Origin of the sequence: Sphingosinicella terrae, from assembly GCF_003347635.1 — a bacterium.
Lineage (GTDB): Bacteria > Pseudomonadota > Alphaproteobacteria > Sphingomonadales > Sphingomonadaceae > Allosphingosinicella > Allosphingosinicella terrae.
Genome location: NZ_QDFY01000009.1, coordinates 1 through 25,908, shown reverse-complemented (window position 1 = coordinate 25,908; position 25,908 = coordinate 1). Strand labels below are relative to the sequence as shown.

Below are 25,908 nucleotides of genomic sequence, written 5' to 3'. Positions count from 1 at the left end.
TCAGCTCCTGTGCAAGATCGCGAAGGGCTCGCGCTCGGTCACGCCGAGGCGACCTTCAGGGCCCGTCCGGAAGGCGCGCTCCTTCTCCAGGCGCGCGTCATTGTCGATCCGCGTCCGCATCACGCGGCGCACCCGGCCGTCGCGAAGGTCGACATGGATCGTGCAACCGCCGCGGAACCAGAAGGGATTGTCGTTCCAGCGTTCCGGGTCGGTCCTCTCGAGGCTGCCGTCGTCCGCCGCGTCCTGGGTCTTGTCGTCCGCATAGGCACGGCGGCGCTGCGTGATCTGGACGATGAGCTGTCGCAATTCCTGTCCGTCCGGTCCGGCCCGGCGCGCGATCCGCGCCGAATGCACCTCGACCGCCGGCTCTCCCTTTCGGTTTCGCGAGATCGAGCGGAGACTGCCGTCCAGCTTGACCCCGAGCATCCTCTCCCAGTCTCGCCGCTGCGCCATCGCCTCCGGCCCGTCGCCGGACAGCCCGGACATGAGGTCCTTGAGCCAGCGATGCACGGCGATCTGGTTCTCGCGGATGACCCGGAAGCTCTCTTCGCGCAGGTTGAGCCGGCGGGCGCCGGTCAGGTGCATCTCCTCCTGGACCCGCTCGTAATTGACGGTCGAACGGATGTTCGGGAGCAGCCTCTCGAAGGCCGCATTGACCGCCGCCGGACCGAGGGATTCGAACTCCGTGAAATCGAGCGGCTCCCAATAGAGGGCCGGAGGCGACATGGAGAGGCAACCGGGAGCGAAGATGCCGCGCTTGCTGAACGCCTCGGCGAGCGCCACCCGGTAGCGGAGCGGGTCGTCCGGAACCAGATCGGCATCGGCGGTCACCACCGCGCGCAGATACTCGCCGAACCGGATGCCGGTCGGCGGCAGATAGTCGAGGCCCCGCACGCACATGCGCAGGAGGTGGTCGGCCGCCTTGGTCGCCTCGGCAGCGAGCCGGCGGACCAGATCGGGCGAGAGCTCCCGGCCGTCCGGCCGCGAGCTGCCGGTCGCGAGCCGCATCAGATCCTCGGTGCGGCGTTCGTAGATGGTGACGAACGCGTCGAAGACTGCCGCAACGAGAAAACCACCGCGGTCGTGCGGCTTGGTGGTGCGCGAGATCGTCTCGCGGCGGACCCCGGCGTCCGGCGCTGCGTCCATCGCCTTTGCCTCACGGCCGATCGTGTCCAGGGCGCTGCGAAGCGCGCCGCCGCGTCCGGTGGCATGGCCGAATTGCTGGGCAAGGCCGGTGAGCAGGCTGAGGGCGCGAAGGCTGCCGCGCGTATGCGCGATCTGATGCGCGACCACGTCGGTCATCGCGAAATGCTGGAACAAGGCGACGATGTCGGCGAAGGCTTCGTGAAAGGCGCGGGAGTCGGGATTGCTCGCCTCGATCGACCGGCGCTCCATGCCGTGAAGGATGGCGTGGGCGGTCTCGTGGGCGATGATGTCCTGGGACAGGCAGGTGAAGACCCAGCCGCTGTCCTTGTCATAGGCCTCCTCGCCTTCGCCCTTGCGGAAATAGCCGAACAGGAGCGCCGTCTTTTCCGGGCTGTAATAGGCGTTCGCCTCGCGAAGCGCGTGAGGATAGATGCGCAGGCGCTTCACATATTTGTCGCGCGGATGAGGGAGGTCGAGATCGGCCCTTTCCTTCCGCTGCGCCTCGGTCTCGCGCGGCTCCATCGCCCACATTACCGAGCGGCCGAGCGCACGCTCGAACAAGCGGATCGTCTTCATCGCCACCGCGAACACCATCTGCTGATGGAATTGCGGCTGAGCTTCCGATGGCGGCAGCCCGTCCTGAGCCAGCAGCAGCGGATCGGAAAGATCGACCGGCGCGTAGAACAGGCCGTTGGTGGGATCGTAGTCGATGACCTCGAGATATTCGTTGCGCGGCCCCGCCGTCAGCGGTTCCTCCCACGGCGTTTCCCAGGGCAGGCTGATGACGGCATCGTTGACGACCGCGGTGTCGAGATCGAGCGAGGCTTGCGGGTCGAAAGCATAGACCCGCAATCGTCTCATCGCCGGCGCAGGATATTGCGCCTCTACCCCGGCCTTCGCGTCGGCTTCCGCCTGGCGCTGCTCGAAACCCGAAGGCACGTCCATATCGCTCCCCCTCTCCGCAGCTGGGGCTGGTCGAACGTCAATGAGCTGTCCGCTTGAGCTAGAGCCCGTGAGGGGGCGGCGCCTGAGACCGGCAAGTCGTGATGCTCGCCTGATCTTCCTGCGACTCGATCCAAAGTAGAACTCTCGCGGCCGCAGAAGTCAAATCATCTTGCCGTGTTCCCGCCTTTGTAATGCGAGCACGGAATTCGCTGCCCACTTGGAAGAGGCATTCCCTGGCGAGGGCTTTCTTTCTTGCCGATGGGTGGCGACGGACGCGCGACGCCTTCGGGCGCGGCGGCCGGAACTCACGACCACCGGGCGGCTCAGGCGTCGCGAAGCTCGACCCAGACCGGCGCATGGTCGCTGGCATGCGGCCATCCCCGCACCTCACGATCGACCCCGGCGGCCACAAGCCGGTCCGCGGCCTGGCGGTTGAGCAGCAGATGGTCGATCCGGATGCCGGCATCGCGTGCCCAGGCGTTCCGCCAATAGTCCCAGAAGGTGTAGATGGTGTCGTCCGGGTGGAGATGGCGAATCGCATCGGTCCAGCCGAGACCGAGCAGCCGGCGATAGCGTTCCCGCGGCTCGGGCTGGAAGAGGGCGTCGTCGGCCCAGCGCTCCGGCTTGTAGACGTCCGCATCGGTCGGGATGACGTTATAGTCGCCGGCGAGGACGATCGGACAATCCGCCTCCAGCAGCGCGCCGGCATGGGCGATCAGCCGATCCATCCAGGCGAGCTTGTAGTCGAACTTCGGGCCGGGCCGCGGATTGCCGTTCGGCGCGTAGAGGCAGCCGACCAGCACGCCGGCGATCGCCGCCTCGATGTAGCGGCTGTGGCTGTCGCCGGCGCCGTCCGGCAGGCCGCGTCGCGTCTCGACCGGCTCGCAGCCGCGGGCGAGGATGGCGACGCCGTTCCAGCGCGCCTGGCCGTGCCACGCGGCGCCGTAGCCGGCTTTCTCGATGGCCTGGATGGGGAACTTGTCGTCAGGGCTCTTCAGCTCCTGCAGGCAGGCAACGTCGGGCTGCGTGGCCGCAAGCCATTCGATCAGGAGGTCGATCCGGCCGTTGACGCCGTTCACGTTGAAGGTGGCGATTCTCACGCCACGTGCGACTATTCGGCCCCCTCTTCGGTTCCGTCGCCGCTTCCCTCATCTTCGCCTTCGCCGGCCGGAGGCTCGTCCCGCCACCAGATCTCGATCGGGCCTGACAGCTTCACCGTCACCGGCAGGCCGTGCCGGTCCACAGCCTTGCCGGCCTGGACCCGGATCCAGCCTTCCGACGCGCAATATTCCTCGACATCCTGCCGCTCGCGCCCCTTGAAGCGCACGCCGACCCCGCGCTGCAGGGCGTCCATGTCGAAATGTTCGCTGCGCGGATTGTTCGACAGCCGATCGGGGGGTGCATTGTCGGCCATCAGCCGTTCCTCCTTTGCCTTATCCAGTCTTCGACCAGTTGCTCGAGCACGTCGAGCGGAACCGCTCCGTTCTCGAGCACCGCCGAATGAAACTCGCGAATATCGAAACGGTCGCCCAGTTCCCGTCGCGCTCGGTCGCGCAGCTCGAGGATCCTGAGCTGCCCGATCATGTAGCTCGTCGCCTGGCCGGGATTGTTGAAGTAGCGCTCCACTTCCTTGGTGGCGTCCCGCTCGGAGAGCAGGCCGTTGTCGAGGAAATAGCGGATCGCCTGCTCGCGGCTCCAGCGATGATGATGGATGCCGGTATCGAGCACCAGCCGGATCGCCCGCCAGAGCTGTGTCGACAGCATGCCGAACTCGGAAATCGGCTGCTGGTAGAAGCCCATCTCCTTGCCCAGCCCCTCGGCATAGAGGCCCCATCCTTCGCTGTAGACGCCATAGCCGCCGAAACGCCGGAATTTCGGCACGTCCGGCAGCTCCTGGGCGAGCGCGATCTGGAAATGGTGGCCGGGCGCGCCCTCATGGTAGGAAATGGCCTCGGTCTGCGGGCGCAGCACCTGGTTCATGTCGGCGAGGTTCACATAATAGATTCCGGGCCGGGAGCCGTCGGGCGCCGGCCGGTTGTAGAAGGCGACGGCGGCCGTGTCCTGGCGAAAGGCCTCGACCGCGCGAACCTCGAGCGGCGCGCGCGGCAGCCGGGCGAACCAGCGCGGCGCCGCCGCCATCACCTGGTCGATGAAGCGGCGGGCGTCGGCGAGATAGGCCTGCCGGCCCGCTTCCGTATTCGGATATTTGAAGTCGTCGCTCGAATCGATGTGGCGGAAGAAGTCCCGCAGCGAGCCGTCGAAGCCGACCTGCTGCTTGATCCGCTCCATCTCGCCGTGGATACGGGCGACCTGCTCGAGGCCGGTCCGATGGATCTCCTCGGCCCCGAGGGTGGTCGTCGTCGACTGGCGCAGACGCTGCGCGTAAAAGGCTTCTCCGCTCGGGAGGGACCAGGCGCCGCGAATGCCCTGTGCCCGCGGCTCGATCGCGTCGAGCGTCGCCAGCATCGTCTCGTAGCCGCGCCGGAAGGGACCCGTCAGCGCCTCGCGCGCGGCCGCGACGAGCCGGTCCTTCTCGGCCTGCGCGACGTCGAGCGCACCGACCTTGCGCTTGAAGTCGGCGAAGACGGCGCTGTCGGCGGCGCTGGTGAAGGGCGCGCCGTCGAGGATGCGGCGGCCATCGGCCCGGACGGGCGCGAAATTGAAGGCCGGCGGGACGATGCCGAGCTCCGCCTGGTGGCGCATGTTGGCCGAGATCTCGCCCATCACGCGATCGACCTCGCGCAGTCGCGACACATAGGCCTCGGCATCGGAAACGTCGTCGATCCGATGATTGTTGATCAGGAAGACCGGGATCGACCCCATCGGGCTGCCATTGTTGGTCGCCGGGAAGCCGTGCCAGCGCCAGCGGAAGGCGTCGCGGTCGCGCTCAACCTCCGTCTCGAACAGCCGGAAGGAGAGGCGGCCCGCCGGGCTCAGCCGCGCCGGATCGAAAGCCTGGCGCATCTCGGTAAGCTGGCGCTCGGCGAGCGCGAGCTGCCGTTCGCGATGAAGGTCGGTATAGTCGTTGAGCCGGTCATATTGCGCCTTGCTGCCGAGGCTCGTCAGCAGCTGAGGATTGAGCGCGGCCTGGGCGTCGAAGGCGGCGTCGAGAAAGGCGGTCAGCCGGGCATCCTCGGCCGCCGGATCGGCCGGCGCGGCTTCAGGGACAGGCAGCGTCGCGGCACCGGCGCCCGGCGCGGAGCCCAGATGAGTCGGCGCGGTGGTGCAGGCGCCGGCGAGCAGCAGGAGAATGAGGGGGAGTTGGGGCTTCAAGACTTGGTCCTTCATCGGGCAGGACGGTTCCTTAGCGGCTGGCCTGCGCGCGTCCAACCTCGGTGGACCGGGCCAGCCAGCATGGATCCCAGGCGGGCTCCGGGCCGAAGCGGGCGACGAGAAAGTCGACCAGCGCCCGCACCCGCGCCGTGGTGGAACGGCCCGGCGGCATGACCGCGTGCAGGGCCCTTTCCTCGAGAGGGAAATCGAGCAGGATCACCTCGACCTCGCCGCTGTCGATCGCCGGAGCGGCGATGAAGGAGGGGAGGATGCAGACGCCCAGGCCCGCCACCGCCGCCGCGCGCAGCAGCTCGCCATTATTCCCCCGGAGCCGCGTCTGTCCCCTGACGGTCTCCCAACGGCCGCCGACGCGGAAACGCCAGGGGTCGGTTCCGTAGGCGATGGCGTCGTGGGCGGCGAGATCGGCGGGACGCTGCGGACGCCCGCGCCGGTCGAGATAGGCCGGCGAGGCGACCACGACCGTCCGGACGGGAGCGATCCGGCGCGCGACCAGCGATGAGTCGGGCAGGCTTCCGATCCGGATCGCCAGGTCGTAGCCGCCTCCGGTGAGGTCGACCGTACGGTCCTCGAACTCGACGTCGAGCTCGACCTTGGGATGGGCCGCCGCGAAATCGGTCAGCGCCGGCGCCAGATGCATGATCCCGAAAGAGAGCGGCGCCGACAGCCGGATCGGTCCCGCTATCTGGGTCACCGCCTCGGCGACCACCTCCTGCGCGGCCTCGAGCTCGGCGAGGATGTTGGCGGCGCGCGCATAATAGGATTGGCCGATGTCGGTGGCGTGGGCGCCGCGGGCCGTGCGGGTGAGCAGGCGCGCGCCCAACTGGTCCTCGAGCCGCGCCACCCGCCTCGAGAGGACCGGCTTGGACAGCCCCATCCGCTCGGCCGCGCGCGCGAACGAGCCGGTCTCGACGACCCTGACGAAGGCGAGGACATCGACGAGATCGGTCGAGTGTTCCATGTTTCACAACCCTGCAATGCCGTTCACTTCACTTCTGGCAACGCCGCTAGACCACTAGATCAGGGCCTGCAACGTCATTTCCGGCAAAGGGGAAAGATCATGAACAACGTCCTCATCGTCACGAGCAGCGCCCAGGCCGGTGAGTCCGTGTCGACCCGCCTCGCCGACGATTTCGCTTCGGCGCTTCTTGCCCGTCACCCCGGCGCGAAGATCGTGCGCCGGGACGTCGGCACCGAGCCGATCCCGCACCTCACCCCCGCGACCGTCGCGGGCGTCCGGGCGGAGCCGCGGACCGAGGCGGAGCAGGAGGCGCGCGCGCTCTCGGACCGGCTGATCGCCGAGCTTCAGGCCGCCGATCTCATCGTCATCGCCTCGCCCATGTACAATTTCGGCATGAGCTCGACGCTCAAGACCTGGTTCGACCATGTCCTTCGCGCCCGCGTCACCTTCCGCTACACCGAGACCGGCCCGGAGGGCTTGCTCAAGGACAAGAAGGCGATCGTGATCGAGAGCCGCGGCGGCCTGTACAGCGAAGGTCCGGCGGGAGTAATGGACACGCAGGAGCCTCATATCCGCACATTGCTCGGATTCATGGGCATCGACGACGTCGAATGGGTCCGCGCCGAGCGTCTCGGCTTCCCTGACGCCGCGGAAGCTTCGATCGGACAGGCCGCGGCACGGTTGCGGTCGCTGGGTGGCGGCGAGCTGCCCCTGGCCGCCTGAGGCGAAGCGGACGCGATCGCGCCCTCCCCTCCGGCGCCAACGAGGGCCGCACCGCGAGGTGCGGCCCTTGTCCCTTTATTCCTCGCGCTCGCGACGGACCGTGCGCCGGATCGGGGGGTCGTCGTCCCGCTCGACATAGACGACGCGGCGCCCCCCTTCACGGCCGCGAAAGAGCGGAATGAGCCCGAGCAGGCCGAGCAGGCCGAGCAATCCCCAGTCGAAGCCGTCGTCGTCGCGATAGCTCGGCGAAAGCTCGTTCGAGAAGGGATCGGCGGGATCGGCGAAGCCATTGGGATAAACCGCATCGGGATTGATGACCACCGGTTCGGCTGGGGGAGGCGGCGGCGGTGGCGGCGGCGCCGTGACGGTCTCCGGCGGCGGGCTCGCCGTGCCGCCCTCGGGCGGCGCGGGCGTCGGCGGCGAAGCGGGCGGGCTTGGCGGCGGCGGGCCGGGCTCGGCCTTCTGCGGCGGCGGCGGCACCGCCACGATAGGCGGCTCGGCGCTGCTGTTCTGCGCGGCGGCGGGCGCGGCGATGGCGCCCAGGGCCGCACCGGCGGCGAGGACCGTTCTCAGCTTCATGCGAGTCCCTCCATTGTGACGCCGCGGCAACGGCCTGCCCGCCCCGGCGTTCCTTTTAGGCCGTTAACCATCCGCCCGCCGCCTTGGGAAAACAACCCGTCGCAGCGGGACTCGCGTCGCGGCCCCAGGCATGCCCACGTTCGGCGGCGTCATGCCGCCAGCCGGCATGATCGCGTACGAGTCGGGGCGAGCCGTCTGCTCGCCGAGTTGTGGGGCGTTCGAATGACCATGTATGTGTACAGCACCGACGGGGATCCCGTCGGCTTCGTCTACGAGACGAATATCTACGATCTCGAGGGAATCCCGCTCGGCCGCATCGTCGGCTGCCGCGTCCACCGCTTCGACGGCACCTATGTCGGCGAGTGGTTCCGCGACATGGTCGTCCGCCGGCCGCAGGGTCGGCCGCGAATCATTCCCGCCGTGCCCGCGCCGCCGCGCCGCCCGCCGGCCGGCGCCTCCTACCGGCTCCGGGCGGTCGTGGACTATGGCTATGCCGACGCCTTTCCGCTGCTCCGTCAGGGCGCCGGCCAGGACGGCTATTTGAGCCAGGCGGCTGAATAGTCGGTCGCGGGCGGGGAGCCGAACGGCCACACCGCAGTTGAGCTTTTGTGCGGGGGCTCGTAGTGACCGCCGCCCATGACGGAAAATGCCCCATGATCCTGGTCGTCGACGACGATTCGACGGTGCGCGCCACCATCGCCCAGGCGCTGACCGAGCTCGGCTATGCGGTCCGGCAGGCGCCGGATGGCCCAACGGCGATCGAGCTCGTGCGCGAGAAGGCGCCGAGCCTGATCATCCTGGATTACATGATGCCGGGGATGGACGGGACCGAGGTGGCCCGCGAGATCGCCGCGATCGATCCCGAGCTTCCGATCATCTTCTCGACCGGCCATGCCGCCTTGCGCGCCCTGCGCGGCGCCGCCGGCGAGGATGTGCGCATCCTCGAAAAGCCGTTCACCCTCGACGAGCTGGACGAGCTCCTGCGCGAGCGCCTGGCGGAGCGGCGGCGGGCCCGCTCGGCCTGATCGAGAACCGAGTCGGAGTCCGGACTCGGCTGAGCGGGTGACAAGCGGCGCTGCGCCGCGGTAGGCGGGCGCTACCCCTCAGGAGCCCATTCATGCCGAGCCGCCGCGTCCGCGCCCTTCTCCTCGCCGCCATCGCCCTTCCCACCGCCGCGGCGGCCGAGGAGGGAATGTGGACCTTCGACAATTTTCCGATTCCGGCGGCGAACGCGGCGCTCGATACGCGGATCGACCAGGCCTGGCTCGATCGCGTCCGCCTGGCCTCGGTGCGGCTCGGCGGCGCCTCCGGCGGGCTGGTGTCCGGCGAGGGCCTGATCCTGACCAACGAGCATGTCGCCTCGCGCTGCGTCGAGGACCTGTCGACGCCGGAGCGGAACTTCGTCGCGTCCGGCTTCACGCCCGCCTCTCGCAGCGAAGAGCGGCGCTGCCCCGGCATGGTCGCCGAGATCCTCACCGACATTTCGGACGTCACCGACCGGGTGCAGGCGGCGGGACGCGGCCTCGAGGGCGAGGCTTTCACGCGCGCCCGCGACGCCGAGATCTCGCGGATCGAGAGCGAGGCCTGCGGCGGCGATTCGAGCCGGCGCTGCCAGGTGGTGCCGCTCTACCGCGGCGGCCAGTTCAAGCTCTATGCCTATCGCCGCTATGCCGACGTGCGCCTCGCCTTCGCGCCGGAGCATCGCGCCTCGGCCTTCGGCGGCGATCTCGATAATTTCAGCTTTCCGCGCTTCGCCGTCGATGCGGCCTTCGTGCGGATCTACGAGAATGACCGTCCGGCGGCGACGCCGGTCCATTTCCGCTGGAACCCGGCGCCGCCGCGCGAGGGCGAGCCGGTCTTGCTGTCGGGAAGCCCGGGCGCCACCCAGCGCCTGCTCACCCAGGACCAGCTGCGCACCGTCGCCGACCTGATCCTGCCGCTCGAGCAGCTCCTCAACAGCGAGCTGCGCGGGCGGCTCATCCAGTTCGGCGCCGCGAGCGAGCAGAATGCATTCATCGCCGGCCAGGCGCTGTCGAGCGTCGAGAACGGCTACAAGCGCGGCTACGGCCGCCAGCAGGCCCTCGTCGACCGCGCCTTCATGGAGCGGCGCGCCGCGGCGGAAGCGGATTTCCGCCGCCGCGTCGCCGCCGACCCGGCGCTCGCGCGCGACATCGGCGATCCCTGGGCGGAGCTGGCGGAGGTGCAGGACGAGGTGCGCCGCCTCCATCCTGCTTATTATCTGCTCGAGATCCGCGCGGGCGGCGGCTCGCGCCTGTTCGGCTGGGCCGAGGATCTGGTCCGCGGCGCCCAGGAGCGGGAGAAGCCCAATGCCGAGCGCCTGCCCGAATATGGCGACGCAAGGCTGCCCCAGGTGGAGACGAGCCTTCTCGCCGAGCGGCCCGCTTATCCCGCACTGGACGAGGTCCAGCTCGCCTGGTGGCTGTCCAAGCTGAGAGAGATACTGACCGTGGACGATCCACGCGTCCGCGCGGTGCTCGGCGAAGAATCGCCGGAGGCGCTGGCGCGGCGGCTCGCCCACAATACCCGCCTTGGCGATCTCGCCTTCCGGCGGTCGCTCTGGGAGGGCGGGCTTGCGGCCGTGAGCGCCTCGGACGATCCGCTCATCCGCTTCCTGCTCCGGATCCAGGAGGTCACCCGGAGCACGCGCAGCGAATATGAAGCGCGGGTCGAGGCGCCGACCGAGCGCGCCGGGGAAAAGCTCGCCCGCGCCCGCTTCGCCGTCTACGGCACCAGCCTCTATCCGGACGCGACCGGAACGCTCCGGCTGACCTACGGCCGCATCGAGGGCTGGACGCACCAGGGGCGCACAATCCCCCACGCCACGACCTTCGCCGGCCTGTGGGACCGCGCCACCGGTGCGCCGCCCTTCGACCTCGCGCCCCGCCTCGCGGCCGCCCGTGACCGGATCCCGGCCGAAACGGTCCTCGACGTCGCCGCCTCGACCGACACGATCGGCGGCTCGTCCGGCTCGCCGGCCGTCAACGCGGCGGGCGAGATCATCGGCGCCAATTTCGATTCGACGGTGCTTACCCAGCGCAACGCCTATGGCTACGATCCGGCGGTCAATCGCAGCGTCCTCGTCACCACCGCCGCCATCACCGCGGCGCTCCGCCACGCTTACAGCATGGACCACCTGCTCGAGGAGCTGAGGGTGGTGGAGCGCTGAGGCGCATCCGCAATGAGGCCGCCACGCAAGCGCACGGCGTAGCCCATCCTATTCATCGCCGCTTTAGAACGGGCGAAGAAGTCCCCTTGCTCGTCATCCTGGCGAAAGCCAGCATCTCTCTTCCTTTGGACGACAGCCGTAAGGCACTGAGATCCCAGCCTTCGCTGGGATACGTATGAGGTCTCGACGCCGCGCGCTCGATGGCCGCGTCTCTTCTCGGCCCCGGTTACACCGGCACCACATGCCGATGGTGCCAGGCGAAGATCGCCGCCGCGCCGCGATGCGGGCGCCACGGTTCGGCGAGTTCGCGCACCTTCTTCTCGGTCGGCCGCTCGTCAAGGCCGAGGATGCGGCCGAGCTCGACCTGGACGGCGAGGTCTCCGGCCGGGAAGATGTCGCGCCGGCCTTCGGCGAAGATCAGATAGACTTCGGCGGTCCAGCGGCCGATGCCCTTGGCACGGGTGAGAAGGACAACCGCCGCCTCGTCATCTTCCGGCAGCCGCTCGAATTCGATACCGCCGGTGATGGCCTCTTGGGCCAGGCTCTTCACATAGGCGATCTTCTGGCGAGACAACCCTGCGGCGCGCAGCGTCTCGTCGCTGGTACGGGCGACATTCTCCGGATCGGCAATGCCGCCGGTCGCCGCATCCACCTTGGCGAGGATCGAGGCGGCGGCCTTGATGCTGACCTGCTGGCCGACGATGGCGCGCAGCAGGGTCTCGAAACCGCGATCGAGGATCCTCGGCGGCGGATAGCCGATGCGGCCGATCACTGGAGCGAAAGCCGGTTCGATCATCGCAAGCGCGTCGAGCGACTCCCGCAATTGGTCCGCACCGATGCCCATCCCGACCGCCTGCTCCCGCCTTGCGCTGCGCGGTTCCGCCTAGCATAGGTCGGCGCGCGCACATCTCCTTTCTTGCAGGATGCCGGAATGCCCCAGCTCACCATCGTCACCCGCGACGGCACCGAAAAGACGGTCGAGGGCCGCGCCGGCTGGAGCGTGATGGAGAATATCCGCGACAACGGCTTCGACGAATTGCTCGCCCTTTGCGGCGGCTGCTGCTCCTGCGCGACCTGCCACGTCCATGTCGATCCCGAGTGGCTCGACGCGGTCGGCCCGCCCAATGCGGACGAGGGCGACCTGCTCGACACCTCCGATCACCGCAACGAAACCAGCCGGCTGTCCTGCCAGATCGAGTTCAAGGACGCGCTCGACGGCCTGCGGGTCACGATCGCGCCCGAGGACTGAGGGCATGGAATGGACGTGGTTCAGGTCCGTCGCTGCGCGCCTCGGTCTAAGCCAAGAGCAGGTGGACACGGTCGAGCGGGCAGGCGTGCAAACCGAGGTCCAGCACCCACTCGATCCGTGCGTACATATTCGTGTCCGCCCGGACCCTGATTGGACGCAACGGCTGACCGACGCCTGGGAGGGCGTTCTCGTGAACAGCCGCCGAGAATCGGCAGGGTCGATTCCCCTCCCCGACGGGCGTCTTGTTATCGGCAGCGCAGTCGACGTGGACGCCCCGGGTCGATCGGACCCGGGCATTGTCGTCGACCTGGCAGCTGGGGAATACGAGGTCGTCGTGACGATTGCACATGAGGGGTCCGAAGAGGACGGCGATTATGCCGAGTACGCATCGCACGTTTTTGCACTACTGCGCGGCAACATGGGCGTGGCGATGATCGAGCCGATGACCAACACCGACGGTGAAGAACTCTGGCTAGAGATGGGCGGTCTGTTGTTTGCCGCGAGCGGCGTGACGGAGCAGCTTGCATTGGAGCACCCTGGAAAGGGCCTAGGGCAGATCGTCAACCGGCCCGATCCCGCGGTCCCGGCAACCTTGGGCGGCCGATGGAAACGAATCTCCACCCGTGATGGCGCCGGCGCGCTCATCACCGTGCGGAGCGGTCATGGGCGGGGAAGCTTTCCAGTGTTCAAAATCACCGATGCTGACGGCACGGCTGTCGGTGCGCTGATCGACTTCTTCGTCGACAATCGACCTTACGACGCCTGAGTAGCCCGCGCGGCGTACAGCGCGATCGCCGCCGCGTTGGAGACGTTGAGGCTCTCGATCCTCTCGCTGATCGGCAGCCGCGCCAGCGCGTCGCAATGCGCCTCGACATTCTGCCTCAGCCCCTCGCCCTCGGCGCCGAGGACGAGCGCGACCCGCTTCGGCCCGAGCGCGTCGGCGAGGCTGGTGTCGGCCTCGCCGGTGAGACCGATGCGCCAGAAGCCGGCTTCCGCCATCTCGTCGAGCGCGCGCGACAGGTTGACCACGCGTACCCAGGGCATGGTCTCGAGCGCGCCGCTCGCGGCCTTGGCGAGCGCGCCCGATTCGGGCGGCGCATGGCGATCCTGGGTCACCAGGCCGAGCGCGTCGAAGGCCGCGGCCGAGCGCAGGATCGCGCCGACATTGTGGGGATCGGTGACATGGTCGAGTACCAGCAGCGGCCGCCCGTCTTCGGCCTCGTCGAGCAGGTCGGCAAGCAGGAGGTCGGGCAGGCGCTCGACCTCGGCGACGATGCCCTGGTGCGGCGCGTCGCGAGGCACAAGCCGGCCGAGATCGGCGACGTCGGCGAAGGTGACCTGCACGTCGCGCGGTATGTCATGCTCCGCGGCGGCCTCGCGGGTGGTCCAGATGCGGACGATCTCGCGCTGCGGATTGGCGAGCGCCGCCGCGACGGCGTGGCGGCCCCACAAGCGGGGGCGGTTCTCGGGCTTGCTCGCCTGCCGGGCCTTGCGTCGCATCGGCTTGCCATGCCGGGACGGGCCGCGGCTGACAAGCGCCGGCCTTCAGAAGAAGGCGAGCAAGGCGGCGCCGAGTGCGACGCGATAGACGACGAAGACGAGCATCGAGGCGTGGCGAAGGAAACGCATCAGGAAGGCCATGGTCGCGAAGGCCGCGACGAAGGTCAGCGCGCCGGCGACGAAGGCGTCCCACTGCATCGCCGCCGTCGCCTCGGCGAGGTCGAGAACGGCGAGCGTGCCGGCGCCGGCCACGGCCGGGATCGACAAGAGGAAGGAGAAACGTGCCGCCTCGACCCGCTCGTAGCCGAGAAAGCGCGCCGCGGTCATGGTGACGCCGGAACGGCTGGTGCCGGGGATCAAGGCAAGCGCCTGGGCGAGGCCGACGATGATCGCGTCCTTGAGGCTCATATCCTCGTAGCGCTTGGTCGCGGCACCGACGCGGTCGGCGATGCCGAGCAGGATGCCGTAGACGATGAGGTTGATGCCGACGAGCGTCGTCGAGCGGAAGCTCTCGAGATAGCCGCCGGTCTTCAGGAACAGGCCGACCAGGATCGCCGGCACGGTCCCGATCGCGATCCACCAGAGCAGCCTCTTCTGCTCGGGGGCCTGGCCGATCCCGACCGTGGCGAAGCCGCCGCGGGCAAGGCCGATCACCTCGCGCCAGAAGAAGAGGATGATGGCGAGCAGCGAGCCGATGTGGACCGCGACGTCGATCAGCGGCCCCTGGTCCGGCATCTCGGTGATGAACGGGATGAGGATCAGGTGGCCTGATGACGAGATGGGCAGGAATTCGGTGACGCCCTGGACGATCGCGATGATGAGCAATTGAAGAAAGGTCATGTGGGAATCCCTGCCGGCAGAGGCGTCGCCTTAGCAGAGTAGGTTTCGACGACAACGCGCTTGTGAGCGGGCCAGCGGGCGCTTCGTCGAGCGACCGCCGAGAGCTCGCCCGAGGGGCCGAGACTGCTTTTAGCGCGACGAAGCGCAAAGGGACTCACGCCCGCCGGCCTGATATGTTCAGGATCGGCTCATCGATGCCTGGGCAAAGGGCAACCGACCCCATGCGCGGCGCGTTGATTCGCCGTGCTCTGGCGTAAGCCATTGAGGAGGCCTCTTATGTTCCGTTTCCTGGTCGCCGCCGCGATTTCCGTGGTCCCCGCTGCCGCCTTCGCCCAGCCGGTCGATCCTATCGAGGAGTCGATCGTCCGATCGCTGCCCGATCCGAACGAGGTCGAGGCGATGGCGCCGGTGCTCGATCGGTCGCTCGGCGCGCTGATGAGCCTCGACGTCGGGCCGATCCTCGACGCCGCGGATCCCTATGGCCGGCGTCCCGGCTACGGCCGCTCGGGACGGACGCTGCGCGAGCTCGGCCGCCGCGACGACCCCTATTTCGAGGAGCGGCTGCGCGGATCGGTCTACGGCGCCACCGCCGACATGAGCCGGATGATGGGCGCCTTCGCCGCCGCCGCGCCGGGCCTGGCGCGCTCGGTCCGCGAGCTGGAGCGCGCTTTCGGCACCGCGATCGACGATTATCAGCGCCGCCGCGGCGATCCGCCGCCCTATCGCGACGACTATCCCTATCCGGACGATCCCTACTATCCGGAGGATTGAATCCGACGGGCGCCGCCGCCCTTCCAAATGACCGGTGGACTGGGGCGGCGCGTCCGGTAAAGAGCGGCTGTCCATGTGGCAGCTCTATCAATTCCCCCTCTGTCCCTTCTCGCGCAAGGTCCGTCTTCTCCTCACCGAGAAGGGCGTGCCGCACGAGCTCAAGCGCGTGTCGCCCTGGCTCGACGACGACGCCTTCGCCGATCTCAATCCGGCCGGCGAGACCCCGGTGCTGGTCGAGGACCAGAAGGGAACGGTGCTGATCGATTCCGGCGCGATCTGCGAATATTTCGAGGAGACGCTGGACCGCTCGCCGATGATCCCGGGGACGGCGATCAACCGCGCCGAGGTGCGGCGCCTGGTCGCCTGGTTCGACGGCCGCCTCCATCGCGAGGTCGTGGCGCCGCTGATGGAAGAGCGGATGAGGAAGCGCCTGATCAGCCGGGCGCCGCCTGATACGGGCGAGCTCAGGAAGGCGATGATGGCCGCCAACGGCCACCTCGATTATATCGACTATCTGCTCGACCATCGCCGCTGGCTGGCGGGGCCGTCGCTTACCCTGGCCGACCTCGCCGCGGCGGCGCAGCTTTCCGTCGCCGATTATCTCGGCGGCGTCGACTGGCGCGGCCACAAGCAGACCGCCGATTGGTATGCGGTGATGAAGTCGCGGCCCAGCTTCCGTCCCCTGCTGAGCGAGCGGATGGAGGTGATCATGCCGCCGACGCACTACGACAAGGTCGACTTCTAGGCGTTCGATCGCCTTGATCCGCCGTCAGCGAAGGCCCACATCGGAAACATGCTCATCCAGACCGAATCCACGCCCAACCCCTCCACCCTGAAATTCCTTCCCGGAAGCATGGTGATGGATCACGGCACCCGCGATTTCGCGACGCCGGAGGAGGCGGAGGCGTCGCCTCTGGCGGAGGCGATCTTCTCGACGGGCGATGTCGAAGGCGTGTTCTTCGGCCGCGACTTCATCTCGGTCACCGCCGCCCCCGGCGTCGAGTGGCGGCATCTGAAGCCGCAAGTGCTCGAGGTCCTGCTCGACCATTTCGCCAGCGACGCGCCGCTGTTCCGGCCGGGAAGCGCCGCCGGAATCTCGATCGATGCCGCGGAGGAGTCGTTCGACGACGATCCGGCGGACGCCGAGGTGGTCGGCCAGATCCGCGAGCTCATCGACACGCGCGTCCGGCCCGCCGTCGCCCGCGACGGCGGCGACATCGTCTATCGCGGCTTTCGCGGCGGCACCGTCTATCTTGCCCTGCACGGCGCCTGTTCGGGCTGTCCCTCCTCGACCATGACCCTCAAGCAGGGCATCGAGAGCCTGCTCAAGCATTACGTTCCGGAGGTCCAGGCGGTCGAGGCCGTCTGATCGGAAGCGCCGGACGACCCGTTCCGCCGATCGTTGCCGACTGTCCATGCGCCCGCTCACGCCTTCTCGGCCAAACAATGCTGGACTCTCGCGTTTCCGCGCGTGACGGAAGCGGCATGTTCCGACGCGATACCGTGCCATGCAGCTGGTGATCGACAGCGCCACCGCCGCCTGCTCCGCCGCGCTGATCGGCGCGCACGGGCGCGTCATTGCCGAGCGTCACGAGGTGGTGGGGCGCGGTCATGCCGAGCGGCTCGTGCCGATGATCGCCGAGCTGCTCGACGGCCGTCGGCCCGACGCGATCCTGGTCGATTGCGGTCCTGGCAGCTTCACCGGGGTTCGGGTCGGGCTTGCCGCCGCCCACGGACTGGCGATCGGCTGGCAGGTGCCGGTCCGCGGCTATTCCTCGCTTGCCTTGGTCGCCGCCGCCGCCGGGGCACCGGCGCTCGCCGTCGCCATGCTGGGGGGACATGGCGAGCTTTTCGTGCAAAGCTACGAGGGTGACCCCCTCGCGCCCGCCGACGAACTGCGCTCGCTCACGCCCGAGGCGGCGGCCGCGCTGGTCGAGGCCGAGCTGGTCGTCGGATCGGGCGCCGGAGCGCTGGTCGCGGCGCGTGGCCATGGCCGGGCGGTCGATGCCTTGCCTCGCGCGTCGGACGCGGTGCGATTGCCGGATACGCTGCGCAACCTGCCGCCGCGACCGATCTACGGCCGAGCGCCTGACGCGAAGCCGATGACATGACGGCCGGAGGCATCGACCTGAGGGCGGGTGGCGGGGCCGATATCGACGCCGTGATGGCCGTGATGAGCGACAGCTTCGACCGTCGCTACGGCGAGGCCTGGACGGCACCTCAATGTGCGGGCCTGCTGCCGATGCCCGGCGTGTGGCTGACCTTGGCGAGCGACCATGCCGGCGCCATCGGCTTCTCGCTGTCGCGTGTGGTCGCTAATGAAGCGGAGCTGCTGCTGCTGGCCGTTCGATCCTCGACGCAGCGTCGCGGGGTCGGCAAGATGCTTCTCCAGCGCTTCATCGAGGATGCGAAGAAGCGCGGCGCGGATCGTCTTCACCTGGAAGTCCGCGAAGGAAATCATGCAGTTAAGCTGTATGAGGAGTTCGGCTTTGCCTTGGTGGGCCGTCGTCGCAACTATTACAGCGGTCCAGATGGACGCTGTTACGATGCCTTGACCATGGCCAAGATTGTAGACGGTCTCGACTGAGACGCCGCGGCCTGCATTTAAGCTTGTCAAAGCCACCAAAACGGACCTATCGATAATATCACCTGCCACGGCCAATGGCGGGCCCCTCACACTTATAGAAAGTTGGTACCGACTCATGGAAAACCAGGACAATTTCGGGGAGACGTTGATCACCCTGACAGCAGATATCGTATCGGCCCATGTCAGCAACAACAGCGTTGCCGTCTCGGATCTTCCCTTGCTGATCAGCAATGTGCACAATGCGCTGAGCGGCCTCGGCGAGCGCAAGGAAGAGCCTGCGCCGCGTCCCGAGCCGAAGGTCTCGATCCGTTCGTCGATCAAGCCGGACTATATTGTCTGCCTCGAGGACGGAAAGAAACTGAAGATGCTGAAGCGGCATCTGATGACCCACTACAACATGACCCCGGACGAATATCGTCAAAAATGGGGTCTCAACGCCGACTACCCGATGGTCGCGCCGAATTACGCCGAGCAGCGTCGGAGCCTGGCCAAGAAGATCGGCCTCGGCACCAAGCGCCGCCGCACCGGCCGCAAGTAAGCGAGACCTGGGGGCAGAAAGACGAAACAGGCTCGCGCGGTGAAGGCGCAGGCGGCGTGACCCGCCCGCGCCTGACCGCGTCGGAGTTCGGAAGCCCGGTCCGGGCCGGAGACGCGCAGGGTGCGCGCCCGGCAAGGATCGGGCTTCTAGCTTTGCCCGTTTCGCAGACCTCGCCGCCGCGCTTGGCTTAGGGCTCGGTTCTGCTCTACATAGACGCGAAATGGCACGTAGCATCGACATCGAAGCGCTCTGCGCGGAAAAGGGCCTGCGCATCACCGAGCAGCGCAAGGTCATCGCCCGGGTCCTCTCGGAATCGGACGATCATCCGGACGTGGAGGCGCTCCACGCCCGCGCCTCGGCGATCGATCCCGGCATCTCGATCGCCACCGTCTATCGGACGGTCCGGCTGTTCGAGGAAGCGGGCATCCTGGAGCGGCACGATTTCGGAGACGGCCGCGCCCGCTACGAGGCGGCGGCCGAGACCCATCACGATCATCTCATCGACGTCGAGACGGGCAAGGTCATCGAGTTCGCCGACGAAGAGCTGGAAGCGCTCCAGCGGCGGATCGCCGAGAAGCTCGGCTTTCGCCTCGTCGACCACCGGATGGAGCTTTACGGCGTCGCCCTTACCCGCGATCACTGATCTGTCGGAACAGGGCGCGCGCGGGTCGAGCCTCAGGCTCGGCTTGCGAGTCGCCGCGATGGCGGCAGGCCTCGGCGCCTGCGTCGCTCTGCATTTCCTGTGGAAGGCGGCCGGGTTCCGCTCGCCGTGGCCGCGCCGCTTCCTCGGCTTTGCAGGCCGCCGCGCGGGCCTCAGGGTCCGGATCGAGGGCGAGCCGCTCGCCGGCCATGTCCTGTTCGTATCCAATCACGTGACCTGGCTCGACATTCTCGCCTTGGGCGGCGCGACCGGCACGGCCTTCGTCTCCCGCGACGATGTCGAGCATTGGCCTCTGGTCGGCTGGATCGCCGGGCTCAACGACACGATCTACGTCGCCCGCCACGCCCGTCGCGAGGTCCACGGCCAGGCAGACCGCCTCCGGCAGGCGCTCGCAAGCGGTCGAGCGGTCTCGCTCTTTCCCGAAGGCACCACCGAAGGCGGCCATGCGGTGCTTCCCTTCCGGCCGAGCCTGTTCGCGTCGCTCTACCCGCCCTTGCCGGGGGTGCGGGTGCAGCCGGTGGCGATCGACTATGGCGCGGCGGCGGAGGAGATCGCCTGGGTCGGCGCGGAACCGGCAGGCGCCAATGCGGGGCGGATCCTGTCGAGGGCCGGAACCATTCCGGTCGTGCTGCGCTTCCTGCCACCGGTCGATCCCGAGGCGGCGGGAGAGCGCAAGGCCCTTGCCGCGGCCGCGCGCGCCGAAATCGTCGAGGCCCTCTACCGTGCCTAGTCGTCAGGCTTTCGAAGCCGTGGGCCATCCCCTATATGGCCGGCGATGAAGAACCGGAATCCCCGCACGTTCCAGGTCAAGTCTTTCGGCTGCCAGATGAACGTCTATGACGGCCAGCGCATGGCCGAGCTGCTCGAGGCGGAAGGCCTAGCGCCGGCCGGCGAGGCGGAGCCGGCCGACCTGGTCGTGCTCAACACCTGCCACATCCGCGAGAAGGCGGCGGAGAAGGTCTATTCGGAAATCGGCCGCCTGCTCCACCGGCCGGGCGAGTCGCAGCCTCTGGTGGCGGTCGCCGGCTGCGTCGCCCAGGCGGAGGGCGCCGAGATCCCGCGCCGCGCCCCCGGTGTCGACATCGTCGTCGGTCCCCAGGCCTATCACAACTTGCCTGAGCTGGTGCGCCGGGCGCGCCAGGGAGAGAAAGCGGTCGACACCGACATGCCCGCTTTGTCCAAGTTCGACGCCCTGCCCGGCCGCCGGCGCCAGGCGCCGGCCGCCTTCCTGACCGTGCAGGAGGGCTGCGACAAGTTCTGTACCTATTGCGTCGTTCCCTACACGCGCGGCGCCGAGGTCTCGCGCCCGTGGGCGGCGATCCTCGACGAGGCGAAGGCGCTGGTCGATCGCGGCACGCGCGAGATCACCCTGCTCGGCCAGAACGTCAACGCCTGGGAGGGCGAGGACGAGAAAGGCCGTCGCCAGGGTCTCGGCGGCCTGATCGGCGCGCTCGATGCGCTGCCGGGACTGGCGCGGATCCGCTACACGACGAGCCATCCCAACGACATGCGGGAGGATCTCGTCCGCGCTCATGCCGAGGTCGCGAAGCTGATGCCTTTCCTGCACCTTCCCGTGCAGTCGGGGAGCGACCGCATCCTCAAGGCGATGAACCGCAGCCACAGCGTCGAATCCTATGTTCGGGCCATCGAGCGCGTGCGCTCCGCCCGCCCCGACATCGCGGTGTCGGGGGATTTCATCGTCGGCTTTCCGGGCGAGACGGAGGAGGATTTCGAGGCGACCTTGCTCCTCGTCGGCGCGGTCAACTATGCGCAGGCTTACTCGTTCAAATATTCGCCCCGCCCCGGCACGCCGGCGGCGGGCATGCCAGATCAGGTGCCCGCGGAGGTGATGGACGACCGACTCCAACGGCTGCAGGGGCTGCTTCGCGAGCAGCAGCTGGCCTTCAACCGCGCCACCGTCGGCGCGCGCACCGAGATTCTGGTCGAGCGGACCGGCCGCAAGCCCGGGCAGCTCATCGGCAAGTCACCCTGGCTGCAATCGGTCCACCTCGAGGCCGGCAGGGCGGCGATCGGCGATCTCGTCGAGGTGCAGATCCTCGATGCCGGTCCCAACAGCCTTTCCGGCGCGCCCCTGATGAGATCGGCCGCCTGATGGTTCAGAAGAAGAGCCCGGACGCTGGCGCCCGCGCACGGCTGGAGGTCGAATTCGAGCAACCCCATCTGCTCGGGCCGCTGTTCGGCGAATTCGACCGCAATCTCGTCGCCATCGAGGATCGGCTCGGCGTCTACATCGCCGCCCGCGGCGCCAAGGTGCAGATCGAGGGGGAGCCGCAGGACGCCGCCCGCGCCCGCGAGGTGCTGATCGGCCTCTATAACCGGCTCGACGAGGGCCACGACATCGATGCCGAGACGGTGAACGCGATCATCGCCATGTCGGGCGAGCCGACGCTCGACGGCATCATCGTCGCGGACGTGGCCGATCCGCCGAAGGTGATGATCCGCACCCGCAAGAAGACGATCGTCCCGCGCTCCAAGACCCAGGCGGTCTATATGGAGGCGCTCGCGCGCGACGACATGATCTTCGCGCTCGGCCCGGCCGGCACGGGCAAGACCTACCTCGCCGTGGCGCAGGCGGTGCAGCAATTGATCGGCGGCACCGTCGACCGGCTGATCCTGTCGCGCCCCGCCGTCGAGGCGGGCGAGCGGCTCGGATTCCTGCCCGGCGACATGAAGGAGAAGGTCGATCCCTATCTCCGGCCGCTCTACGACGCGCTCTACGACATGCTGCCGACCGAGCAGGTCGAGCGGAGGATCGCCTCGGGCGAGATCGAGATCGCGCCGATCGCCTTCATGCGTGGCCGCACGCTCGCCGACGCCTTCATCATCCTCGACGAGGCGCAGAATACGACGCCGGCCCAGATGAAGATGTTCCTCACCCGCTTCGGCATGCGCAGCCGTATGGTGATCTGCGGCGACCCCAATCAGATCGACCTGCCCGAGCCCGGCAAGTCGGGGCTGCACGACGCCGTCGGTCGGCTCGAGGGCATAGACAAGATCGCCACCATCCGCTTCGGCCCCGGCGACGTCGTCCGCCATCCGCTGGTCGGCCGGATCGTCGAAGCCTATGAGGGCCAGCCGAAATGATGCTGGTCGAGGCCGACGTCTCGGACGAATGGGACAGTCGCACCGACTGGACGTCCCTCGCCGATCGCGCCGTGCGCGCGGCGATCGATCACAGCCGCCATGCCGGCCTTGCCGACGGCGAGGCCGAAGTCTCGGTGAAGTTCACCGACGACGCGGAGGTGCGCGCGCTGAACGCCGCCTGGCGCGGCAAGGACAAGCCGACCAACGTCCTTTCCTTCCCCATGGTCGAGCCCGCCCGGCTCGGCCGCCCAGGCGAGACGATGCTCGGCGACATCGTCCTCGCTCATGGTATCTGCGCCGCCGAGGCGGCGGAGAAGGGCGTGGCCATCGAGACCCATGCCTCACATCTGGTGGTGCATGGTGCGCTTCATCTGCTAGGTTACGACCACGAAACGACCGATGCGGATGCGGATGCGATGGAGGAGACGGAGCGCCGCGCGCTCGCTTCGATCGGGATCGCCGATCCCTATCGGGTCACAGAGGTGAACACCTAGACAATGGAAGACGACAGTCCGGACGACCACGGAAACGGGCGTACCTTCTGGAGCGGTCTGCGCACGCTCCTGTTCGGCGAGGAAAGCGAGGCTACCCTCCGCGACGAGATCGAGGAGGCGATCGAGAATCGCGAGGGCGAGGTGCCGCGGGTTGGCGACCTCAGCCATGTCGAGCGGCAGATGCTGCGCAACATCCTCCATTTCGGCGAGAAGACGGTCGGCGACGTCGCCGTCCCGCGCAGCGACATCATCGCGGTGCCGACGACCACCTCCTTCCAGGAGCTGGTCGCCGCCTTCGCCGAGGCGGGCCACAGCCGGCTACCGCTCTACGAAGGCAGCCTCGACACCGTCATCGGCATGATCCACGTCAAGGACGTGTTCGCGGTCCAGGTCACCGAGAGCGAGCCGCCCGACGACATCCGGCAGCTCGTCCGGGCACCGCTCTACGTCCCCGAATCGATGGGCGTGCTCGATCTGCTCGCGCGCATGCGCAGCGAGCGCGTCCATCTTGCGATCGTCGTCGACGAATTTGGCGGCACCGAGGGCCTGCTGACCATCGAGGACGTGGTCGAGGAGATTGTCGGCGAAATCGAGGACGAGCATGACGAGGAAATGCCGGGCCTCCTGATCCCGCTCGAGGACGGGGTCTGGGACGCCGACGCGCGCGCCGAGCTCGAGGACGTGGCCGAGGCGATCGATGCCCGGCTCGGCGCGGTGGAGGAGGATGTCGATACGCTCGGCGGGCTCGCCTTCGTCCTTGCCGGCCACATCCCTCAGCCGGGCGAGATACTCGAACATCCCAGCGGCTGGAGACTGGAGGTCACCGAAGGCGACACCAGGCGGGTCACCCGCCTTCGCCTGCACGCGCCGGAGGAGCCGGCCGCGATCGAATAGGCGCGGGCGGGGGCACGGCGGGAACTTCCGGCCGCGGCGGGCGTCCAAGGCCCGACGAAGCCATGAGGGGAGGCGTCCATGCGCCCTCGCCGCTCGATACCCGTCGCTGCCTCGCTCGCCCTGATCGCCGCCGGCTGCGGCGATACAGCCGACCTCAATATCGCCCAGAGCACCGGTCCGGCGCCGCTTCTGCCCGAGCCCAACCGGTCCGTCCTACCGACCGTCCACATCGCCGAGGCGGTCGGCTGGCCGGCCGGAGACGCCCCGGCCGCCGCGCCGGGGCTCGCGGTCGGCGCCTTCGCCACCGGGCTCGATCATCCGCGCTGGCTGCTGGTCCTGCCGAACGGCGACGTCCTCGTCGCCGAAAGCGCCGCTCCGCCCAAGCCTGAGCAGTATGAGGATAACAGCCTCAAGGGGCTTTTCATGCGGATGTTCATGCGCGCGGCGGGGTCGGCGGTGCCGAGCGCCAACCGCATCACCCTGCTGCGCGACGCCGACGGCGACGGCACGGCCGAGCTGCGCTCGCCTTTCCTGACCGGCCTCCAGTCCCCGTTCGGCATGGCGCTGGTCGGCGACACGCTGTTCGTCGCCAATGCCGACGCGCTGCTCGCCTTTTCTTATGGCGCCGGCGCGACTCGCATCGACTCCCCCGGCCGGCGCGTCGTCGACCTGCCGGCCGGGCGCAACCATCACTGGACGAAGAGCCTCGCCGCCAGCCCCGACGGCCGGCGCCTCTATGTCGGCGTCGGATCGAACAGCAATGTCGCCGAGCACGGCCTGGCGGAGGAGGAAGGCCGGGCGGCGGTGTGGGAAGTCGATCCGGCGAACGGCACGCACCGCCTGTTCGCGACCGGCCTGCGCAATCCTGTCGGGCTCGATTTCCAGCCCGGCAGCGGCGACCTGTGGGTCGTCGTCAACGAGCGCGACGAGCTCGGCAGCGATCTCGTTCCCGATTATCTGACGCGGGTCCAGCCCGGTGCCTTCTACGGCTGGCCGTGGAGCTATTGGGGTCAGCATGTCGACGGGCGGGTCGAGCCGCCGCGGCCCGACCTGGTCGCGCGCGCGGTCGTCCCGGATTATGCGCTTGGATCCCATGTCGCGCCGCTCGGCCTGGCCTTCGCCGAACGGGCGCGGCTCGGGCCCGCCTTCGCCTCCGGCGCCTTCGTCGGCCTACACGGCTCGTGGAACCGGCGGCCGTTCAGCGGCTACAAGGTCGTCTTCGTCCCGTTCGTCGGCGGCCGCCCTGCCGGCACGCCGGTCGACGTCCTCACCGGCTTCCTCAGCGCGGACGGCAAGGCCATGGGGCGGCCGGTGGGCGTCGAGATCGGTCGCGACGGCGCCCTGCTCGTCGCCGACGATGTGGGCGGCGCCGTCTGGCGGGTCGCCGCCGCCCGCTGATCGCGGGCGCGCCGATCCCACGTCCGTGATCCCGATACTTGCGTGGCGGGCGGCGGCGTGACAGCGATGACGCCATGGCCTTCCAGCATATCCGGCTCGAGCAGAGCCCCGCCGCCGTCGCGACCATCACTCTTGCGCGGCCCGACTCGCTGAACGCGCTCAACGCGGGCATGCTCGACGAGATACGGGAGGCGGCGGAGAGCCTGCCCGGATCGGGAGCGCGTTGCCTGCTGCTGACCGGCGACGGGCGCGGCTTCTCGAGCGGCGCCGACCTCGCCTCCGGCGGCGGGCTGCCGGAGGATGTCGGGCTGGCGCTCGAGCAGCATTTCAATCCGCTCGTCGAGGCCCTGTTCGCCCTTCCGATTCCGTTCGTGGCGGCGGTGAACGGTCCCGCCGCCGGCGCCGGCTGCTCGCTGGCGCTGGCCGCCGACATCGTCGTCGCCGCCCGCTCGGCCTATTTCCTCCAGGCCTTCGTCAATATCGGCCTCATCCCCGATGCGGGCGCGACCTGGCTGCTGCCGCGGCTGGCCGGACGTGCCAGGGCGATGGAGATGATGATGCTGGGCGAGCGGATCCCGGCCGAGCGGGCCCTGGAATGGGGAATGATCTCCCGCGTCGTCGAGGACCAGGATCTCGCCCAGGAGTCGGTCGCGCTTGCCACCCGGCTCGCGCAGGGACCGACGGTGGCGCTGGGCCTCATTCGCCAGCTCGGGCGCGAGGCCGGCCATTCGACGCTCGGCGAGGCGCTCGCCGCGGAGCGCGCGGCGCAGCGGCAAGCCGGGCAATCCGCGGATTTCAAGGCCGCTTTGTTCGCTTTCCTGCAGAAGCAGCAGCCGCGCTTCGAAGGGCGCTGAGCGACCCGGGGCTTTGCCTTCCGCGCCGACTTCTGAAAGAGGGAAGCGCAGGCAGATCAACCGGACGAAGAGTCGCTTATGGCCACCACCATCGAGGAACTGGAGAAGAGGCGCGAGCAGGCACGGCTCGGCGGCGGCGAGAAGAGGATCGCGGCGCAGCATGCCAAGGGGCGTCTGACCGCGCG

General features: G+C 68.6%; 29 protein-coding genes. 20 read left to right on the top strand and 9 right to left on the bottom strand.

Annotated elements, in window-relative coordinates:
- The 5 genes from DDE10_RS16505 to DDE10_RS16485 all read right to left on the bottom strand — a co-directional run bounded on the left by DDE10_RS16505 (window position 1) and on the right by DDE10_RS16485 (window position 6,343).
- Window positions 1-2,091 (bottom strand): gluzincin family metallopeptidase, encoded by a 2,091-nt coding sequence (locus DDE10_RS16505; protein ID WP_114953894.1) that lies wholly within the window; start codon window positions 2,089-2,091, stop codon window positions 1-3.
- Window positions 2,092-2,414: 323 nt separating this feature from the next.
- On the bottom strand, window positions 2,415-3,191 hold the full coding sequence (locus tag DDE10_RS16500) for an exodeoxyribonuclease III (RefSeq protein WP_114953893.1): 777 nt from the start codon (window positions 3,189-3,191) through the stop codon (window positions 2,415-2,417).
- 11 nt (window positions 3,192-3,202) lie between these two features.
- Window positions 3,203-3,505, bottom strand: a complete 303-nt coding sequence (locus DDE10_RS16495) for a DUF3297 family protein (protein WP_114953892.1) — start codon at window positions 3,503-3,505, stop codon at window positions 3,203-3,205.
- The gene (locus tag DDE10_RS16490) at window positions 3,505-5,364 is read right to left on the bottom strand and encodes a DUF885 domain-containing protein (RefSeq protein ID WP_114953980.1); all 1,860 of its coding nucleotides are present in this window, start codon (window positions 5,362-5,364) and stop codon (window positions 3,505-3,507) included. Before DDE10_RS16490 ends, DDE10_RS16495 begins: the two co-directional genes overlap by 1 nt.
- A 31-nt stretch (window positions 5,365-5,395) precedes the next feature.
- Complete coding sequence (locus tag DDE10_RS16485) at window positions 5,396-6,343, bottom strand: LysR family transcriptional regulator (protein WP_114953891.1); 948 nt, start codon at window positions 6,341-6,343, stop codon at window positions 5,396-5,398.
- Between the two features lie 99 nt (window positions 6,344-6,442).
- Between DDE10_RS16485 and DDE10_RS16480 the strand changes: the two genes are divergently transcribed.
- The gene (locus DDE10_RS16480) at window positions 6,443-7,066 is read left to right on the top strand and encodes an FMN-dependent NADH-azoreductase (protein WP_114953890.1); all 624 of its coding nucleotides are present in this window, start codon (window positions 6,443-6,445) and stop codon (window positions 7,064-7,066) included.
- 75 nt (window positions 7,067-7,141) lie between these two features.
- Here the strand turns inward: DDE10_RS16480 and DDE10_RS16475 are convergent, their stop codons facing one another.
- Complete coding sequence (locus tag DDE10_RS16475) at window positions 7,142-7,645, bottom strand: hypothetical protein (protein WP_114953889.1); 504 nt, start codon at window positions 7,643-7,645, stop codon at window positions 7,142-7,144.
- Between the two features lie 222 nt (window positions 7,646-7,867).
- Between DDE10_RS16475 and DDE10_RS16470 the strand changes: the two genes are divergently transcribed.
- The 3 genes from DDE10_RS16470 (at window position 7,868) to DDE10_RS16460 (ending at window position 10,832) form a co-directional block, all read left to right on the top strand.
- On the top strand, window positions 7,868-8,206 hold the full coding sequence (locus tag DDE10_RS16470; RefSeq protein WP_162806678.1) for a 4-fold beta flower protein: 339 nt from the start codon (window positions 7,868-7,870) through the stop codon (window positions 8,204-8,206).
- A gap of 92 nt (window positions 8,207-8,298) precedes the next feature.
- Entirely contained in the window at window positions 8,299-8,670 is a 372-nt protein-coding gene (locus DDE10_RS16465; RefSeq protein ID WP_114953887.1) for a response regulator, read from the top strand.
- A gap of 92 nt (window positions 8,671-8,762) precedes the next feature.
- Window positions 8,763-10,832, top strand: coding sequence for a S46 family peptidase (locus DDE10_RS16460; protein WP_114953886.1), 2,070 nt, complete (start codon window positions 8,763-8,765; stop codon window positions 10,830-10,832).
- Between the two features lie 226 nt (window positions 10,833-11,058).
- On the opposite strand, the gene DDE10_RS16455 is transcribed toward DDE10_RS16460, so the two are convergent.
- The gene (locus tag DDE10_RS16455; protein WP_114953885.1) at window positions 11,059-11,676 is read right to left on the bottom strand and encodes a DNA-3-methyladenine glycosylase family protein; all 618 of its coding nucleotides are present in this window, start codon (window positions 11,674-11,676) and stop codon (window positions 11,059-11,061) included.
- 87 nt (window positions 11,677-11,763) lie between these two features.
- Here DDE10_RS16455 and DDE10_RS16450 point away from each other — a divergent pair, with 87 nt between their 5' ends.
- Window positions 11,764-12,081 (top strand): 2Fe-2S iron-sulfur cluster-binding protein, encoded by a 318-nt coding sequence (locus DDE10_RS16450; RefSeq protein WP_114953884.1) that lies wholly within the window; start codon window positions 11,764-11,766, stop codon window positions 12,079-12,081.
- Between the two features lie 4 nt (window positions 12,082-12,085).
- A complete protein-coding gene (locus DDE10_RS16445) occupies window positions 12,086-12,847 on the top strand; it encodes a hypothetical protein (protein ID WP_114953883.1) in 762 nt (253 codons plus the stop codon).
- Here DDE10_RS16445 and rlmB read toward each other — a convergent pair.
- Both rlmB and DDE10_RS16435 read right to left on the bottom strand, forming a co-directional pair.
- Complete coding sequence (gene rlmB / locus DDE10_RS16440) at window positions 12,835-13,581, bottom strand: 23S rRNA (guanosine(2251)-2'-O)-methyltransferase RlmB (RefSeq protein ID WP_114953882.1); 747 nt, start codon at window positions 13,579-13,581, stop codon at window positions 12,835-12,837. The two genes, DDE10_RS16445 and rlmB, sit on opposite strands and share 13 nt — an antisense overlap.
- 45 nt (window positions 13,582-13,626) lie before the next feature.
- Complete coding sequence (locus tag DDE10_RS16435) at window positions 13,627-14,421, bottom strand: undecaprenyl-diphosphate phosphatase (protein WP_114953881.1); 795 nt, start codon at window positions 14,419-14,421, stop codon at window positions 13,627-13,629.
- A 276-nt stretch (window positions 14,422-14,697) separates the two neighbouring features.
- Here DDE10_RS16435 and DDE10_RS16430 point away from each other — a divergent pair, with 276 nt between their 5' ends.
- From DDE10_RS16430 to DDE10_RS16365, 14 genes are all read left to right on the top strand, one after another.
- Window positions 14,698-15,192 carry a hypothetical protein gene (locus DDE10_RS16430; protein WP_114953880.1) on the top strand — a complete coding sequence of 165 codons (495 nt, stop codon included), beginning with the start codon at window positions 14,698-14,700 and terminating at the stop codon, window positions 15,190-15,192.
- Window positions 15,193-15,265: 73 nt separating this feature from the next.
- Window positions 15,266-15,937, top strand: a complete 672-nt coding sequence (locus DDE10_RS16425; RefSeq protein WP_114953879.1) for a glutathione S-transferase family protein — start codon at window positions 15,266-15,268, stop codon at window positions 15,935-15,937.
- A gap of 48 nt (window positions 15,938-15,985) precedes the next feature.
- The gene (locus DDE10_RS16420; protein ID WP_114953878.1) at window positions 15,986-16,561 is read left to right on the top strand and encodes a NifU family protein; all 576 of its coding nucleotides are present in this window, start codon (window positions 15,986-15,988) and stop codon (window positions 16,559-16,561) included.
- Window positions 16,562-16,700: 139 nt separating this feature from the next.
- Window positions 16,701-17,303, top strand: coding sequence for a tRNA (adenosine(37)-N6)-threonylcarbamoyltransferase complex dimerization subunit type 1 TsaB (tsaB, locus tag DDE10_RS16415; protein WP_114953877.1), 603 nt, complete (start codon window positions 16,701-16,703; stop codon window positions 17,301-17,303).
- On the top strand, window positions 17,300-17,779 hold the full coding sequence (rimI, locus tag DDE10_RS16410; protein ID WP_114953876.1) for a ribosomal protein S18-alanine N-acetyltransferase: 480 nt from the start codon (window positions 17,300-17,302) through the stop codon (window positions 17,777-17,779). Before tsaB ends, rimI begins: the two co-directional genes overlap by 4 nt.
- Before the next feature lie 115 nt (window positions 17,780-17,894).
- Complete coding sequence (locus tag DDE10_RS16405) at window positions 17,895-18,317, top strand: Ros/MucR family transcriptional regulator (RefSeq protein WP_114953875.1); 423 nt, start codon at window positions 17,895-17,897, stop codon at window positions 18,315-18,317.
- Window positions 18,318-18,537: 220 nt separating this feature from the next.
- Complete coding sequence (locus tag DDE10_RS16400) at window positions 18,538-18,960, top strand: Fur family transcriptional regulator (RefSeq protein ID WP_114953874.1); 423 nt, start codon at window positions 18,538-18,540, stop codon at window positions 18,958-18,960.
- Window positions 18,961-19,018: 58 nt separating this feature from the next.
- Window positions 19,019-19,708: a lysophospholipid acyltransferase family protein gene (locus tag DDE10_RS16395; protein WP_114953873.1), complete on the top strand. Its 690-nt coding sequence runs from the start codon at window positions 19,019-19,021 to the stop codon at window positions 19,706-19,708.
- A 45-nt stretch (window positions 19,709-19,753) separates the two neighbouring features.
- A complete protein-coding gene (gene miaB, locus DDE10_RS16390) occupies window positions 19,754-21,091 on the top strand; it encodes a tRNA (N6-isopentenyl adenosine(37)-C2)-methylthiotransferase MiaB (protein WP_114953872.1) in 1,338 nt (445 codons plus the stop codon).
- A complete protein-coding gene (locus DDE10_RS16385; protein WP_114953871.1) occupies window positions 21,091-22,083 on the top strand; it encodes a PhoH family protein in 993 nt (330 codons plus the stop codon). The genes miaB and DDE10_RS16385 overlap by 1 nt, the downstream gene beginning before the upstream one ends.
- The gene (gene ybeY, locus DDE10_RS16380; RefSeq protein ID WP_114953870.1) at window positions 22,080-22,577 is read left to right on the top strand and encodes an rRNA maturation RNase YbeY; all 498 of its coding nucleotides are present in this window, start codon (window positions 22,080-22,082) and stop codon (window positions 22,575-22,577) included. The genes DDE10_RS16385 and ybeY overlap by 4 nt, the downstream gene beginning before the upstream one ends.
- A 3-nt stretch (window positions 22,578-22,580) precedes the next feature.
- Window positions 22,581-23,471 carry a hemolysin family protein gene (locus DDE10_RS16375; RefSeq protein ID WP_114953869.1) on the top strand — a complete coding sequence of 297 codons (891 nt, stop codon included), beginning with the start codon at window positions 22,581-22,583 and terminating at the stop codon, window positions 23,469-23,471.
- Window positions 23,472-23,549: 78 nt separating this feature from the next.
- Window positions 23,550-24,869, top strand: a complete 1,320-nt coding sequence (locus tag DDE10_RS16370; protein ID WP_114953868.1) for a PQQ-dependent sugar dehydrogenase — start codon at window positions 23,550-23,552, stop codon at window positions 24,867-24,869.
- Window positions 24,870-24,943: 74 nt separating this feature from the next.
- Window positions 24,944-25,723 (top strand): enoyl-CoA hydratase-related protein, encoded by a 780-nt coding sequence (locus DDE10_RS16365; RefSeq protein WP_114953867.1) that lies wholly within the window; start codon window positions 24,944-24,946, stop codon window positions 25,721-25,723.
- Window positions 25,724-25,908 lie beyond the last annotated feature (185 nt).